This window comes from Providencia sp. UF-183 (assembly GCF_058246155.1).
This window is the reverse complement of the sequence record NZ_JBSICD010000009.1, coordinates 123,187-137,630: the sequence shown is the minus strand read 5'-3', so window position 1 is coordinate 137,630 and position 14,444 is coordinate 123,187. Positions and strand designations below refer to the sequence as shown.

12 protein-coding genes are annotated in these 14,444 nt (G+C 42.6%); 8 read left to right on the top strand and 4 right to left on the bottom strand.

Annotated features, from left to right (window positions below):
• Positions 1-76 precede the first annotated feature (76 nt).
• On the top strand, positions 77-934 hold the full coding sequence (locus tag AC4IFT_RS10805; protein WP_490751313.1) for an alpha/beta hydrolase: 858 nt from the start codon (positions 77-79) through the stop codon (positions 932-934).
• Here AC4IFT_RS10805 and AC4IFT_RS10800 read toward each other — a convergent pair whose 3' ends face one another.
• Positions 935-1,870, bottom strand: a complete 936-nt coding sequence (locus AC4IFT_RS10800) for a LysR substrate-binding domain-containing protein (protein ID WP_490733894.1) — start codon at positions 1,868-1,870, stop codon at positions 935-937.
• A 600-nt stretch (positions 1,871-2,470) separates the two neighbouring features.
• On the opposite strand from AC4IFT_RS10800, the gene AC4IFT_RS10795 reads away from it, so the two are divergent.
• The 7 genes from AC4IFT_RS10795 (at position 2,471) to AC4IFT_RS10765 (ending at position 11,361) form a co-directional block, all read left to right on the top strand.
• Positions 2,471-3,076: an ankyrin repeat domain-containing protein gene (locus AC4IFT_RS10795; RefSeq protein ID WP_219245321.1), complete on the top strand. Its 606-nt coding sequence runs from the start codon at positions 2,471-2,473 to the stop codon at positions 3,074-3,076.
• 30 nt (positions 3,077-3,106) lie between these two features.
• Positions 3,107-4,030: an oxamate carbamoyltransferase subunit AllH family protein gene (locus AC4IFT_RS10790; RefSeq protein ID WP_490751312.1), complete on the top strand. Its 924-nt coding sequence runs from the start codon at positions 3,107-3,109 to the stop codon at positions 4,028-4,030.
• Positions 4,020-5,570: an acyl-CoA synthetase FdrA gene (fdrA, locus tag AC4IFT_RS10785; RefSeq protein WP_490733898.1), complete on the top strand. Its 1,551-nt coding sequence runs from the start codon at positions 4,020-4,022 to the stop codon at positions 5,568-5,570. The genes AC4IFT_RS10790 and fdrA overlap by 11 nt, the downstream gene beginning before the upstream one ends.
• On the top strand, positions 5,570-6,985 hold the full coding sequence (locus AC4IFT_RS10780) for a YlbE family protein (RefSeq protein ID WP_490751311.1): 1,416 nt from the start codon (positions 5,570-5,572) through the stop codon (positions 6,983-6,985). The genes fdrA and AC4IFT_RS10780 overlap by 1 nt, the downstream gene beginning before the upstream one ends.
• A gap of 274 nt (positions 6,986-7,259) precedes the next feature.
• Positions 7,260-8,822 (top strand): permease family protein, encoded by a 1,563-nt coding sequence (locus AC4IFT_RS10775; RefSeq protein WP_490733902.1) that lies wholly within the window; start codon positions 7,260-7,262, stop codon positions 8,820-8,822.
• A 74-nt stretch (positions 8,823-8,896) separates the two neighbouring features.
• On the top strand, positions 8,897-9,847 hold the full coding sequence (locus AC4IFT_RS10770) for a carbamate kinase family protein (protein ID WP_490751310.1): 951 nt from the start codon (positions 8,897-8,899) through the stop codon (positions 9,845-9,847).
• A gap of 125 nt (positions 9,848-9,972) precedes the next feature.
• The gene (locus tag AC4IFT_RS10765; protein WP_490733904.1) at positions 9,973-11,361 is read left to right on the top strand and encodes an amidohydrolase family protein; all 1,389 of its coding nucleotides are present in this window, start codon (positions 9,973-9,975) and stop codon (positions 11,359-11,361) included.
• 80 nt (positions 11,362-11,441) lie between these two features.
• Here the strand turns inward: AC4IFT_RS10765 and AC4IFT_RS10760 are convergent, their stop codons facing one another.
• The 3 genes from AC4IFT_RS10760 to AC4IFT_RS10750 all read right to left on the bottom strand — a co-directional run bounded on the left by AC4IFT_RS10760 (position 11,442) and on the right by AC4IFT_RS10750 (position 14,441).
• A complete protein-coding gene (locus AC4IFT_RS10760) occupies positions 11,442-12,230 on the bottom strand; it encodes an inositol monophosphatase family protein (protein ID WP_490751309.1) in 789 nt (262 codons plus the stop codon).
• A 299-nt stretch (positions 12,231-12,529) separates the two neighbouring features.
• Complete coding sequence (locus AC4IFT_RS10755; protein WP_490751308.1) at positions 12,530-12,790, bottom strand: acyl carrier protein; 261 nt, start codon at positions 12,788-12,790, stop codon at positions 12,530-12,532.
• A 10-nt stretch (positions 12,791-12,800) separates the two neighbouring features.
• Positions 12,801-14,441 carry a hypothetical protein gene (locus tag AC4IFT_RS10750; RefSeq protein WP_490751307.1) on the bottom strand — a complete coding sequence of 547 codons (1,641 nt, stop codon included), beginning with the start codon at positions 14,439-14,441 and terminating at the stop codon, positions 12,801-12,803.
• Positions 14,442-14,444 lie beyond the last annotated feature (3 nt).

The window sequence follows — 14,444 nt, the reverse complement described above, 5'->3', positions numbered from 1 at the left end:
GATGAGCATACAAAAGTATGTGATTCGGGTAGCTGAGCGTAGTCAACAACCATGCAGCTTGAAGGATGACGAGTATATGAATAAACTCCTAATTTCCAGCCTACTACTGTGCATAACAACCAGCGTAATGGCTCGCCCTAGCCAAAGTATTCCGCCTTTAGATGATAACGTCGCACAGTTTTACGATATTAAACAGACGGATATGGCTTATGGCGACCGCGCACTTCGCATCTACAGTGCTGTGCCGTATAACGTCACAGCAAAGCGCCCTGTACTGTATATGCTTGATGGAAATGGGTTATATCCAAAAGTCGTCAACCGCGCAGTGGAAACACTCAATAAAGACTCACTCCCGATTATTATCGGCATCGGCTACCCCGTTGATGAAGCCTTTCCAAAGGCTTTACGCACCTATGACTATACCCCGCCTGTATCTGGGGAAGATTTTAGCCATGGTGGCGGTTCGCCTGCGCTGTACCAGTTTATCAGCCAAACATTGCGCCCTTGGGCTGAACAACAATTTCCTATTGATAAGCAAAAACAAACCTTATTCGGTCATTCATTTGGCGGGTTATTCACCCTAATGGCTTATCAACAAAAACCTGATGATTTTCAGTACTATGTTTCAGCAAGCCCGTCATTGTGGTGGGGGAAAGGGGAAATGGTAGAGCTCGCGAAACTCACGCAAAAACAAGTCGCAGCGCCTATTTTTGTCACCTTGGGTGGCTTAGAAGAGACCCCTGATTTATCCAAATTAACCGAAGAACAAGTCCAAAATTACCAAAACCGCAAAAGTTGGATCAGCACTCGCCAAGTGTGCACTGAAATTCAAGCCCACCAGCGAACCTGCGAATTCACTTTATTTGAGGGCAAAAGCCACGGAAGCGTGATCCCCGATGCCATCAATAAAGCGTTGGCGATTGCCACGCACTAACTACCCACTAATGGGTTTTAGCAAGTCACTGTAAAGGTCAGCTAAAACCCCATTATCCGTGAACGACTTGCGTATCCACTGAGTCACTTGCCCTGTAGCGGAATGTTGTGTGGCTAATAGCATATTGGAATCTTGGCGCGGGTTTTGAATATTTTTGACCACTAACCGACCACTCTTGGCATGCTCTTTCACCATATAGTCTGGCAAAAATCCGATCCCCTCGCCCAATATTTGGCATTGGCACTTGGTATTAAAGTCTGGTACTTGGATAGCTTCTTGCCCGTGCAATAACCAACCAACACGTTTATTTATCGTGTCTGCGGTGTCTTCCACCATGATATTGGGGTAAAGGCGCAACTGGCTTTCGGCAATAGGCTCTGGCATTAATGCGAGTGGGTGTGTTGCCGCAATGGCAAACTGCCAATGGATCGCGCCGATTTCCGTATAATCTATTCCACCGCCGTCCATTAATGTTCCCGGTGCACCAATCGCAATATCTGCATGGTTATTAATAATCGCGTCCCATACACCGTTATACACTTCGGTAGTCACGGTAATTTGGCAAGTCGCAAATTGCCTCTTTAATATTTGCAGTAATTTAGCCGTATGGTAAGGGGTATATAAAAGTTGGTTAATACAGATACGTACCCGCGCTTCAATACCTTGCTCAATAGAATAAATACTTTTCTGAATGGAATGAAAGTTATTCAGTAAGTCCGTTGCTTTACGATAAAAATAATAACCCGCTTCCGTTAACTCAATATTACGGGTATCACGGATAAACAGCGCGACATCTAAATAAGTTTCAATGCGTTTAATAGTATAACTCACGGCCGATGTGGTGATGCCTAATGCCTCAGCGGCTTTACTGAAGCTCGCAAATTTGGCTGCGGTGGTGTAGGTCAATAAATTTTCTTCAGTAAAAATTGAGTTCATACTCGCCTTCCCAACGTGTTTTAATTTTAATCAAATTGGCTTTTTATGTGAATATTATTCAATAGATTGAAATTCAGGCTATTTTTCAACCGATTTATAAATAGCTTAACAGAATAATTGCCAAGAAGAAGTGTTTTAATCTCATTTGCCTTAAGTCGTCATTTAAACCACAAAAGCTGAAGGACTATTAATAATCAAAATACTTAATATTATTGAATTAAATACTCAAACCAAGTATTAACATTCGCCCTGATCACGATCAAATTAATCACAAATTTAACAATTACAAAACCTTCAATTTGATGTGTGTCACAGAACAGAATAATGGCTCATTCAGCTTTCCCTTCAATCAAAAATAATCGATAAAAACGCGTAAAAAACAAGCAAAAATCATCAAAAAAGGATAAAAAATAATGCGTACACGCACAAAAAAGGCTAATTATTGAATTCAATTCAACAATAGAGCCTCCCATTGATGAATTAAATTTAAATGGATTCTTTTTATTAATCGCAATTGGTATGCTCTAACCATCATAAATAATCTTTAAATTGTCTTTATCTATGTTGGCAATATCAATAAGCCAACCTAAGGGGAAAAGAATGACCACCAGCACACTCGCTCAAGAATTTTTAACTGCTGCTGAAAAAGGGCAATTAGAGTTATTAAAGAATTGCATTGAAAAAGGTGTGGATATTAATACCACCAACCGTCAAGGTCGCACTGCAATTGTAAATGCAAGCCTAAACAAACACTATGAATGTGTTTCTTTTCTGATTAATGCAGGCGCGGATATTGATAAACAAGACCAAACCTGTTTTAACCCCTTTTTATTAAGCTGCCTGAATAACGATTTAACGTTATTACGCCTTGTGTTACCTGCAAAACCGAATTTAGATTTATTAACGCGTTTTGGTGGTGTCGGTATCACACCTGCCAGCGAAAAAGGCCACGTTGAGATAGTCCGTGAACTGCTCGAAAAAACAGAAATTAACGTCAACCACACCAACTTTGTGGGCTGGACTCCGCTCCTTGAAGCTATCGTCTTAAATGACGGTGGTGAGAAGCAACAGCAAATCGTTAAGCTGCTACTAGAACATGGCGCAAACCCGCATATGACGGATAAATACGGTAAAAAACCGTTAGAGCTTGCGCGTGAGAAAGGCTATCACGAAATTGCTGAATTACTGGTTGCTGCGGGCGCATAAGCCGCAAAACTTTCACCGATAAGGAGGCATGTGAACGCATCCATATCCCATCGGCAAATATTATACGGGCTCACGGCTGATAACCATTTTCTCAACCTTTTACATCAGCCGCAGTCTTTAGGAAAAATAGAGCAGGTATTCAATAAAGCGATTAATTTTACGGTAGAGAATACCCTTTATACGTTACTTTGCTCTTCGTTAGATAATGCACCAAATAGTTGCCGATTAATAAATACAGACTTTTCTCTTTTAACATTAAAAGAAGGGGATCCTATTTATCTATCAAATAAAGAATGGAATATTGGTGAAAATTACACAATTTCATTTTCTTTATGTAAACGCTGGCAACCGTTAACTATTAATTTTGATTCTAAAAAGTTAATTAACGAAAACTATTTATTATATATAGCAAACCAAATTAAAAACTTGGATTTTATTTTACAGGATAGCTCAAGCTCCCTATTTAATTATCAGGGAAATAACTTTTTTTATCTAACTGTATCAAAACAACTGATTCAATTACGTTTAAATCTCATTGAATCATTAATTAACAAAGACCAACAGAGTATTACCAAGATTATTAAGCAATTTGTTGGGTTAGGTATTGGGCTTACACCTTCTGGTGATGATTATTTAGTTGGGTTAATGGCATTTTTGCTATTAAAAGGTCACCCCGCTTCGGCTTTATTCCCTGCGTTTTATCAAGGAATAACACAAAGCAAAAGCCAAACGACCCCCGTTAGCGCCATCACATTAGAAAAGGCCTTAAACCAAGAATATCGCGAAAACATGCAGCAATTAATTCAATCATTAGTTGGTGCGCAAGAGACAAATATTTATCCACAATTTTTAGAGATTTTAAATATCGGGTCGAGTTCAGGCTGCGACATGCTATTTGGCCTTCGCGACGCTTTGTACCTCACTCACTATTTCGGAGAAAGACATGTCGACTAAAGTTGTCATAAAGAAAAATACCTATTTTGATTCCGTGTCACTGATGTCTATTTCAACTAAAGCCAATCAGCTCGATAATGTTGAGCAAGCTTTTGTTGCAATGGCAACGGAGATGAACAAAGGCGTTCTGCGTAATTTAGGGCTATTAACCGCTGAATTAGAAGAAGCCAAAAATGGCGATTTAATGATTGTGATTAAAGGGCCAAGTGATGAAGCCAACGATGCAACATTAATTGCTATCGAAGAATTATTTAATAAGAAAAACCAAGGCGGAGGCTCCCATGAAGCCAAATACGCCACCATCAATTCCGCAAAAACACACATTCCAGATGCCAACTTAGCAGTGATTTCTGTCAATGGGCAATTTGCCGCTCGAGAAGCGCGCATTGCGTTAGAAAATGACCTCAACGTCATGTTGTTCTCGGATAACGTCTCCATTGAAGATGAATTAGCTCTGAAACAGCTTGCCAGCAAAAAAGGCTTATTAATGATGGGCCCTGACTGCGGAACCGCAATTATCAATGGCACCGCTTTGTGCTTTGGTAACAATGTACGCCGTGGCAGCATTGGTATTATCGGTGCATCGGGCACGGGTAGCCAAGAACTGAGCGTGCGTATTCACGAATTCGGTGCCGGTGTCTCTCAATTAATTGGTACGGGCGGCCGTGATCTTAGCGAAAAAATCGGCGGGATCATGATGATTGATGCGCTGAAGATGCTTGATGCGGATGAAGAAACGAAAGTTATCGCATTGATTTCTAAGCCACCAGCACCCGCTGTTGCGAAAAAAGTGCTTGAGCAAGCTGAAAAATGCCATAAACCCGTTGTTGTCTGTTTCTTAGGTAGCCAGCCGTTGCCTGAAGACAAACCGGGGCTGACCTTTGCACAAGGCACCAAAGAAGCGGCACTGAAAGCAGTTCTGCTAACGGGTATTCGCAAAGAAGATTTAGACTTACACCCACTTAACCTGCCATTAATCGATGAAGTGAGAGCCAAACTCAAGCCTGAGCAAAAATACATTCGCGGCCTGTTCTGTGGCGGTACGCTGTGTGATGAAGCCATGTTTGCTGCGCTGGAAAAATATGACGATGTTTACAGTAATATCCAACCAAACCCTGAATATCGCTTAAAGGATTTAAACAAAAGTATTGCCCACACCTTCCTCGACTTTGGTGACGATGACTTTACCAACGGTAAACCACACCCAATGATCGACCCAACAAACCGTATTGAGCGTTTATTGCAAGAAGCCCGCGATCCAGAAGTTGGCGTCATCATGATGGACTTTGTCCTTGGCTTTGGCTCTCACGAAGACCCTGTTGGCGTGATGATTGACGCTATCAAAGAAGCCAAAAACATCGCCAAGAAAGATGGCCGTGAATTAGAAATTTTAGGTTATGTACTGGGCACTGACCAAGACACGCCAAATATGGATGCGCAGGTCAAAATGCTGACTGACGCAGGTGTAATTTGGGCTAGCAGCAGCACCAATACTGGTTTATTAGGACGTGAGTTTGTGTGGAAAGGGGAGAAAGCATAATGACTACATTATTTAAGCAACCATTAAGTGTCATCAATGTGGGTATTGAAATGTTCAGTGATGACCTGAAAAAACAACATGTTCCGGTGACACATTTAACATGGACACCACCAGGACAAGGCAACATTGCGGTTATTCGTGCTCTCGACCAAATCGAAGGAAATGCCGCGCTACAAGAAAAAATTGAAGCTGCTAACGCACAAGCTCTCGAACGCATTATTCAGTCTCAACCTGTGCTAATTGGTTACGACCAAGCCATTAATGTCGTACCGGGTATGACAAAAAACACCATTTTACACGCAGGCCCGCCAGTGGAATGGAAAGACATGTGCGGTGCGATGAAAGGCGCGGTAACAGGTGCTTTGGTCTTTGAGGGCCTCGCGAAAGATTTAGCGGATGCTGAACGGGTTGCCGCATCGGGTGAGATTATCTTCTCTCCGTGCCATGAACATGATTGTGTTGGCTCCATGGCCGGTGTGACGTCTGCATCGATGTTTATGCATATCGTTGAAAACAAAACTTACGGCAACCGCGCGTTCACAAACCTCAGTGAGCAAATGGCTAAAATCCTGCGCATGGGAGCAAATGACCAAAGCGTTATCGACCGTTTGAATTGGATGCGCGATGTATTGGGCCCAATGCTGCGTGATGCCATGAAGATTGTTGGCGAAATTGACCTACGTTTGATGTTAGCACAAGCACTGCATATGGGTGATGAGTGCCATAACCGTAATAACGCGGGTACCACATTGCTTATCCAAGCACTGACCACGGGGATTATCCAAACTGATTTCTCTGTCGCGCAGCAAAAAGACGTGTTTGATTTCGTCGCAAGTAGCGATTATTTCTCAGGCCCAACATGGATGGCAATGTGTAAAGCGTCAATGGATGCGGCACACGGTATCGAATACAGCACCGTCGTCACCACCATGGCTCGTAACGGTTATGAATTCGGTTTACGTATCAGTGGTTTACCGGGCCATTGGTTTACAGGCCCTTCACAGCAAGTTATCGGCCCAATGTTCGCAGGTTATAAACCTGAAGATTCAGGCTTAGATATCGGTGACTCGGCAATCACTGAAACCTATGGTATTGGCGGCTTTGCAATGGCAACAGCACCCGCAATCGTCGCACTAGTTGGCGGTACAGTAGAAGAAGCGGTGGATTTCTCTCGTCAGATGCGTGAAATCACACTGGGTGAAAACCCGAATGTGACTATCCCATTACTCGGCTTTATGGGTATCCCAACAGCCATTGATATTACGAAAGTTTCAGCTAGCGGTATTTTACCTGTCATCAACACAGCAATTGCCCATAAAGATGCAGGTATCGGTATGATTGGAGCAGGTATTGTTCACCCGCCGTTTGATTGCTTTGAAAAAGCGATGTTGGCTTACGCGGAAAAATACGCCTAGTTTCCATTTAATCAATAAACGCCCGACCTTAGTCGGGCAATAATAAAATATCAATACCCAAATTATTAACATACAGAAGTAAAGCAAAACCAGCTCTGTTGCGGCTTAAAATGAGTAAGCAGTTACCCAAAATAATTTAAGTTGCAGCAAGGCGGCAAACGAGGATATCTCAGGGAGCATACACCAGTATGTGACCTGTGTAGCCGAGTGTAGCCAACACAGCTGCAGCTTAAAGTATGATGGGTAATGACGGGTATACAGGGGAATACTTAAAATGAGTATACTAAATATCAAATGGAAACGCGGTGACTTGGCGGCCTACTTCGGCCTAATGACCAATAACCTGACCAACCTCCTCACCATGATGGGCCTATTAATTTTCGTCGTTGGGATCCCATCCGAAATTGTTTACGGCCGTATCGCCCCCGCTTTTGGCTTCGCCGTTTTACTCGCCAGCATCAGTTATGCCTACTTTGGTCAGCAAATGATCAAGCAAACCGGTCGTAATGATGTGACCGCACTGCCTTCAGGCCCAAGTGCCCCGTCCATCTTCACCGTGACGTTCTTAGTTATCATGCCCGTGTACCAAACCACGCAGAATGCCGAGTTTGCCATTCAAATCGCCTTGGTTTGGTGTTTTGTGGAATCCATGATTTTAGTGGGTGGTTCATTCTTAGGTGAAACCATCCGTAAGATGATCCCACGTACCGTGCTGTTATCTTGTTTGTCTGGCTTAGGTTTACTGCTTCTGGCGATGAACCCAATGCTACAAGCATTTGAAGCCCCGACCGTTTCTTTTGTGGTTTTACTGTTAATCTTCATTAACTGGTTTGGTAAAAAACCTATTTTTGCTCGCGTTCCAACCGGTTTACTGCTGTTGATTGCAGGTACTGTATTAGCATGGGTTTCTGGCTTACAAAGTGCCGAAGCGATTAAAGACTCAATGGCATCATTTGGTTTTAACCCTCCAGGTATCCACATTGATAGCTTCTTCCAAGGCTTACCACACGCACTGCCATACTTAGCATCTGCGGTACCATTGGGCTTAGCAAACTATATCTTTGACCTTGAAAACATTGAAAGTGCGCACGCTGCGGGTGATGAATACAACACACGTAAAGTCATGTTAGCGAACGGTTTATCTTCCACAGTTGGTTGCTTTATGGGTAACCCATTCCCTGTCACTGTTTATGTGGGTCACGCAGGTTGGAAAGCAATGGGCGCAAGCGTGGGTTATACCTTAGCATCCGGTATCACCATGTTTATCGTGCCGTTATTCGGTATCGGCGCATTCATGTTAGCCATTATTCCAATGACCGCTATCGTGCCAATTCTGGTATTTATCGGGGTTGTTACCGCTAACCAAGTGGTGCGAGAAACGCCGAAAGTGGAAGTCCCTGTTATCTTTATCTGTCTGTTCCCGTGGATCGCCAACTGGGCACTCACCATGGTGAACAGTGTGATGGGCGCCGCAGGCACTTCTGCAAGCGCGATTGGGACGGAAGTTCTGTTACATAAAGGCGTTTATTACCAAGGCCTTGTGCACTTAGGTAACGGGGCGCCGTTAGCCAGTATGTTGTGGGGTTGTATCGCTATCTTCGCTATCCTCAATCAGCCATTACGTGGGGCAATTGCCGCAGCAGTGGGAGCCGTATTAGTGTTCTTCGGAATTATTCACTCCCCAGCGGTAGGAATTGCAACCGGTTCAACCTTGATGTTTGTTTACGCTTACCTCATGATGGCGGCTTTATTTGTACTCAAGCATTTTTTAGATAGCCGTAAATCGGTTGAAGAACAACAAGCTGAAAAGTCTGAGAAGCTCAGCAAGTCAGTGTAACGTAGCCAACCTTGCCTAGTAGGTGTGCGCTGTACACCTACTATCCGAACTCTCTGTATCAGGAAATATTAACAATGAAAGAACTCGTGGTTGTTGCCATCGGGGGCAACAGTATTATCAAAGATAACAACAGCCAGTCTATCGAAGCTCAAGAAAAAGCCGTCCAAGAAGTCGCACACCATATTAGTGACATGCTTGAAGGCGACTACAACATTGTTTTGACTCATGGAAATGGACCTCAAGTTGGGCTGGATTTACGCCGTGCAGAAATCGCACATGAAACCGAAGGTTTGCCATTAACACCGCTCGCTAACTGTGTTGCAGACACACAAGGTGGGATCGGCTATTTAGTTCAACAAGCTCTCACTAACGTACTCGCGAAGCGCCATAATCGCCAAGCGATCACCGTTGTTACACAAGTGGAAGTGGATAAAAACGACCCGAACTTTAGCGCACCGACTAAGCCAATTGGCGCATTTTTCACGCAAGAACAATCCAACGAACTGCAACAAGCTAATCCAACGTGGCATTTTGTGGAAGACTCTGGCCGCGGTTATCGCCGTGTTGTTGCCTCCCCAGAGCCAAAGCGAGTGATTGAATCAAAAGCCATTCGCACCTTAACAGAGCACGATTATGTGGTCGTTGCTGCTGGCGGTGGCGGTATTCCTGTCATTGATAACGGAAATGGCGGATACAAAAGCGTTGATGCGGTAATTGATAAAGACTTATCAACTACGTTGCTCGCCAAAGAACTGAACGCCGATATTTTGATTATCACCACGGGCGTTGAAAAAGTGTGTATTCACTTTGGTAAGCCTGAGCAAAAAGCCCTCGGAGAAACCTCCACCAGCGATATGCAACGCTATATGGAAGAAGGCCATTTCCCTGCGGGTAGCATGCTGCCAAAAATTGAAGCAAGCCTATCGTTTATTGCCAACGGCGGTAAACGTGTGATTATTACCACCCCTGAAAAATTGCCTGAAGCCCTACGCGGCGAAACAGGTACCCATATCGTTAAAGGGTAAACATTCGATTCGCTGATCTTCTTATCAGGATCCGCGAATTAGCTGCCCATTTCACAGTAAAATTCCCTCCCAGATCGTTTGAACATGATCTGGGCGGTTAAGTGCCATCCAAAAAAGGAGTTTCTATGACAGCAGAAAGACCATCCGGCAGAAGAGAGTTCCTATCCACAGGCGCAAAAGTGGCTGCCGCTTGCACCTTGTTTGGCGCGATGTCGAGTATCGCCAATGCTCAAAACGAACCCGCTGGGCAATCCGCTATTTCAAGCATCACCGACAAGCACTACTACCTCGATGATGTGTTACTTGAAACAGGGTTTAATTTTCGTGATTCAACAGTAGTCGGCACGAAAACAGCCTTGCAAACCATTGAAGTCGATCAGGGTAAAATTGTTGCGGTTTTACCGAATAAACAACATGGCAATAGCACCTTAAATGCCTATAGCGCACAAGGTAAATTGATGTTGCCAGCGTTTCGCGATATGCATATTCATCTCGATAAAACCTTCTACGGTGGGCCATGGCAAGCCCCGGCCTCTCGCGAAGGTAAAACGATTATGGATATGATAGCACTTGAGCAAAAAATGTTGCCCGAGTTGCAACCTTTCACCGAAGAAAGGGCGCACGCGCTGATCAACTTGATCCAATCCCAAGGATCCACCATTGCACGCAGCCACTGCAATATCGAACCTGTTTCAGGGTTGAAAAATTTAGAAGCGCTACAAAAAGTATTGGCTGAGCATCAACAGGATTTGACCTGCGAAATTGTCGCGTTCCCGCAACATGGGTTATTACTCTCTAAATCAGAGCCATTAATGCGTGAAGCCATGCAGGCAGGCGCTCATTACGTAGGTGGCTTAGACCCAACCAATGTCGATGACGCGATGGAAAAATCCCTCGATACCATGTTCCAAATTGCTTTGGATTACAATAAAGGCGTGGATATTCATCTACATGAAACCAGCCCAGCCGGTTTTGCCGCTATCGAGTATATGATTAAAACCGTGGATGAAAACCGCAGCTTACGTGGAAAAGTTACCATCAGCCATGCCTTTGCACTGGCAACATTAAACCCTGAACAAGCTGAAAAAACGGCAAAACAGCTAGCAGAGCAGCAAATCACCATTGCCTCGACCGTGCCGATTGGCACACTGCATATGCCATTGAAGACACTCAATAAAAATGGCGTATTTGTGATGACCGGAACCGATAGCGTGGTTGACCATTGGTCGCCATTTGGCCTTGGGGATATGCTGGAAAAAGCCAATTTATACGCACAGCTTTATACCCGCCCTGACGAGCTTTCGTTATCACGTTCTTTGGCAATCGCCACTGGCAACATTCTGCCTTTGGATGAAAAAGGAACGCAGGTGTGGCCTACAAAAGGGGACGATGCGAGCTTTGTGTTAGTTGATGCATCTTGCTCCGCTGAAGCCGTTGCCCGTATTTCACCAAGGCATGCCTGCTTCCATAAAGGCAACCTTGCTCATGGGGTTATGCAAAAATCTGTTGCGTAGCATAGCTATAAAACAAAATAGCGCCGACTGGCGCTATACCATCAAAATAAAAATTTAGCGTTAATTATTTTGTTTTTTAGTTACTTAAGGAACGTATCGAGCTGTTGATAGACATCTGGGCTCGATGCTAAAACATAGCCTCCTTTCATCAGAAAATCGGGGTTCGAAGAGTAATCATTGGTTGTGCCGCCCGCTTCTTGGATTAATAACAACCCAGCAAGGCAATCCCAAGAATTGAGGTGTGGCTCGAAGTAGCCAATCAGCCTGCCTGCTGCAACGTAAGCTAACATCAATGCCGCCGAACCATTGCGGACAAACATACCGTTCGCATGGAGTAACTTATCTAGAAATGGAATAATGGTTTCAGGCGGCATTCTAGTTGAAATACCTACACCTAATAAACCGGCATTCAGAGAATGGACAGGGTTAACATTCACACGTATATCATTGCAATAGCAGCCATGGTTTTGCATTGCATGAAATAAGTCATCATGGACGGCGTCATACACTGCCGCAATCACTGTATTTTTGTGCTCATCAAGCAGTGCAATGGAAACGCACCAAGAGGCAAGACCAAAAATAAAAGCGCTAGTCCCATCGATGGGGTCAACCACCCAGGTATAGCCTGATTTTCCTTGCGAGAAGCCGCCTTCTTCACCAAAAATGGCATCGTCAGGGAAATGATGATTAATTTTTTCACGAATAAAATTTTCTGTATTTTTATCCGCAACCGTCACAAGGTCTTGCCCGTCACCTTGCTTCTTTTCAATATTTAATTGCCCACGTTGATGGTAATAAGCGACCGCTAACTTACCTGCATCAATAGCAACCTTTTGAATAAACTGATACCTGCTCGAAATAGCGTCCATTCCAACCTCTTGAATTGAAATTATTATTCCGAAGATTACATTTATTGAATTATTTGTTTTGTGATCAATTTCAAGGCATGAAAAATTAATGTTAATTTTATTTTATAAAAAATAGTTAGTTTTGATGTTAGCTTATTGATATAGATATAACTAAACTAAAATTAAATATAATTTAAAGGAATGACTTTATTTTTATTTCTTCGCATTTGAAATAAATAAATCAAAAAATATCTTTTTATGATGACTCAATAGAAAATTAAAAACCGCTATCTGAAGAGAATCACGGCTTTTTTTAAACATTAGGAAGAAGATGAAGTACTGGCAAGGTAATTGACAATATCCTGTAAGTTATACCATTTCATCCAGACTTCATCTTGGAGAGAAACTTCTGTGTATTGCTCAATCGCGGTTATCAGTTCCAGCATTTCAAGTGAATCAATATGGATATCTGCGATTAATGCGGAATCCACGGTAAAATCATTCGTAATACCTGAATAGGCTCGGATTTGCTGAATTTGTTCTGATAACCACTGCCAATGAATTCCTACTGATGAGCTCATTCTATTTACCTTAAAGCTTGTTCGCATAATCTAACTTTTCACTTAAATTACGGGTCATTAATCCCTCCGCCGATAGAACAACTTTCGCCTTATTATCAAGATAAGATGCTCTGTAGTGAGAAGCATTTTTAATCGCTAAATTGGGTTCAGTCGCCGTCTGTTCTGTGGATTTATTCTGTACAAGCTCTCTGTTATTCGTCAGTTTAACGCCGTTAGGCACTTTATTATCGATTAAATAGCTACCGTAGTGGCTTCCCATTTTAGGTTTAATATCCATTGGCTGGCTGTTTTTCTGTGCCAATTCAACGTCTAATTCGAACCGAGTTCTAATGGAGTCCGTTATTATTTTTTCCTGCGTTAATGAAAGCTCTGACGAGTCACTCACATTAGTTGGCTCGGTAAGATTGTGTGATTCAACGATGTCAATCTCTTGGCTATTTTGAGCAGAGTGATTAGGTAAATCGTAGTCTGGTGAAGGTTCTTCTACAGGCGTCTTTAATGCCACCCGCGGTAGTTTTATTGTGTTTTGGGATGAAAACTCATCATTCTCAAACGGCTTAGCACTCACATTTTCAGTTTTATTTGATGGATGTGAGTCTTGCTCATGATTAACCGCGCTCTCTTGAGAAGAGACCTGTTTAATACTTTCAGAAAACGGCGTATTAAAATAATTATTTGTTGTGGTCGTATTATAGCTATTTGATATATTGCGCAATGAATCCGCTTTCGAGCCATAAGATAAACCATCGACTTCATCTGAAGGATGCGTTTTATCACTCGCAACATTATCCAATTTAGCAGGGTGTAATTTATCTTCCCAATCAACCGTAACTTTTAATTTTTTTGGTATTTCCAAAAACTCTTCCGAGGCTTCAAAAGCTTCATGTAAATAGAAACTTTTATCCACAGAAGGATTGGCCCCTGCACTTTGGTATGCTTGCTTTGCTGTTTCAATTCTTGCTGCTTTCTTTTGATATTCAACTGAAACTAAACAATCTTTAATAGATAGATTTTTAATATCACTTTCAGAGAGGTGAGGCGCTAATTTATTTTCAAATACAGGTATAACATATTTCTTTTTAAATCTATCAACCATAGTTGAGAAATTATCCCCCTCTATTTTTGACATCGCACTCTGTATTTTTTTATCAAACTCCGTTAATGCCCCTTTAATGATTTTTTTATCCGCGAGGCTTGGTGCATTTTGCATCTCGTTAATCATTTTCGCCGCAGACTTTAATAATTCATTATTCATTTCAGTTGGCTTAAGCAATGAAAGAATAATTAAACCCGTTTCTGGTCGATAATTAAGTGACTGCTGGTTTAAATCCCCCATACCATCAGAATTTAAAACAGATATAACCATCTCGACGGTTATATCTTTTGCACCTAGAAAAGGGCTGCTTTTAAATAGCTGAACAAGTTTATTAGCCTGTTTATCGCTATTTAAACTATGTAGCTCATTCTTTGACATGATAAGCGGGTTGTCTGGCGTCAAACTTTCCGTATTCATCGGAATTTTAGCGTCTTTTCCCAACGTCTGTACCGATGAAAGATTAGGTGCCATAGTGCTCGTTTGATGTATAGAGCCAAGATTGGCCAACCTAGTATCTGGTATTGCTTGTTTATTTTGAATGGAAGTTGAAGGCATAGA

Bases quoted from the DNA above. Each gene is read 5' to 3' on its own strand.
- AC4IFT_RS10805 (WP_490751313.1), top strand. From the start codon at position 77: ATGAATAAACTCCTAATTTCCAGCCTACTACTGTGCATAACAACCAGC.
- AC4IFT_RS10800 (WP_490733894.1), bottom strand. From the start codon at position 1,870: ATGAACTCAATTTTTACTGAAGAAAATTTATTGACCTACACCACCGCA.
- AC4IFT_RS10770 (WP_490751310.1), top strand. From the start codon at position 8,897: ATGAAAGAACTCGTGGTTGTTGCCATCGGGGGCAACAGTATTATCAAA.
- AC4IFT_RS10760 (WP_490751309.1), bottom strand. From the start codon at position 12,230: ATGGACGCTATTTCGAGCAGGTATCAGTTTATTCAAAAGGTTGCTATT.
- AC4IFT_RS10765 (WP_490733904.1), top strand. From the start codon at position 9,973: ATGACAGCAGAAAGACCATCCGGCAGAAGAGAGTTCCTATCCACAGGC.
- AC4IFT_RS10750 (WP_490751307.1), bottom strand. From the start codon at position 14,441: ATGCCTTCAACTTCCATTCAAAATAAACAAGCAATACCAGATACTAGG.
- AC4IFT_RS10775 (WP_490733902.1), top strand. From the start codon at position 7,260: ATGAGTATACTAAATATCAAATGGAAACGCGGTGACTTGGCGGCCTAC.
- fdrA (WP_490733898.1), top strand. From the start codon at position 4,020: ATGTCGACTAAAGTTGTCATAAAGAAAAATACCTATTTTGATTCCGTG.
- AC4IFT_RS10780 (WP_490751311.1), top strand. From the start codon at position 5,570: ATGACTACATTATTTAAGCAACCATTAAGTGTCATCAATGTGGGTATT.
- AC4IFT_RS10795 (WP_219245321.1), top strand. From the start codon at position 2,471: ATGACCACCAGCACACTCGCTCAAGAATTTTTAACTGCTGCTGAAAAA.
- AC4IFT_RS10755 (WP_490751308.1), bottom strand. From the start codon at position 12,790: ATGAGCTCATCAGTAGGAATTCATTGGCAGTGGTTATCAGAACAAATT.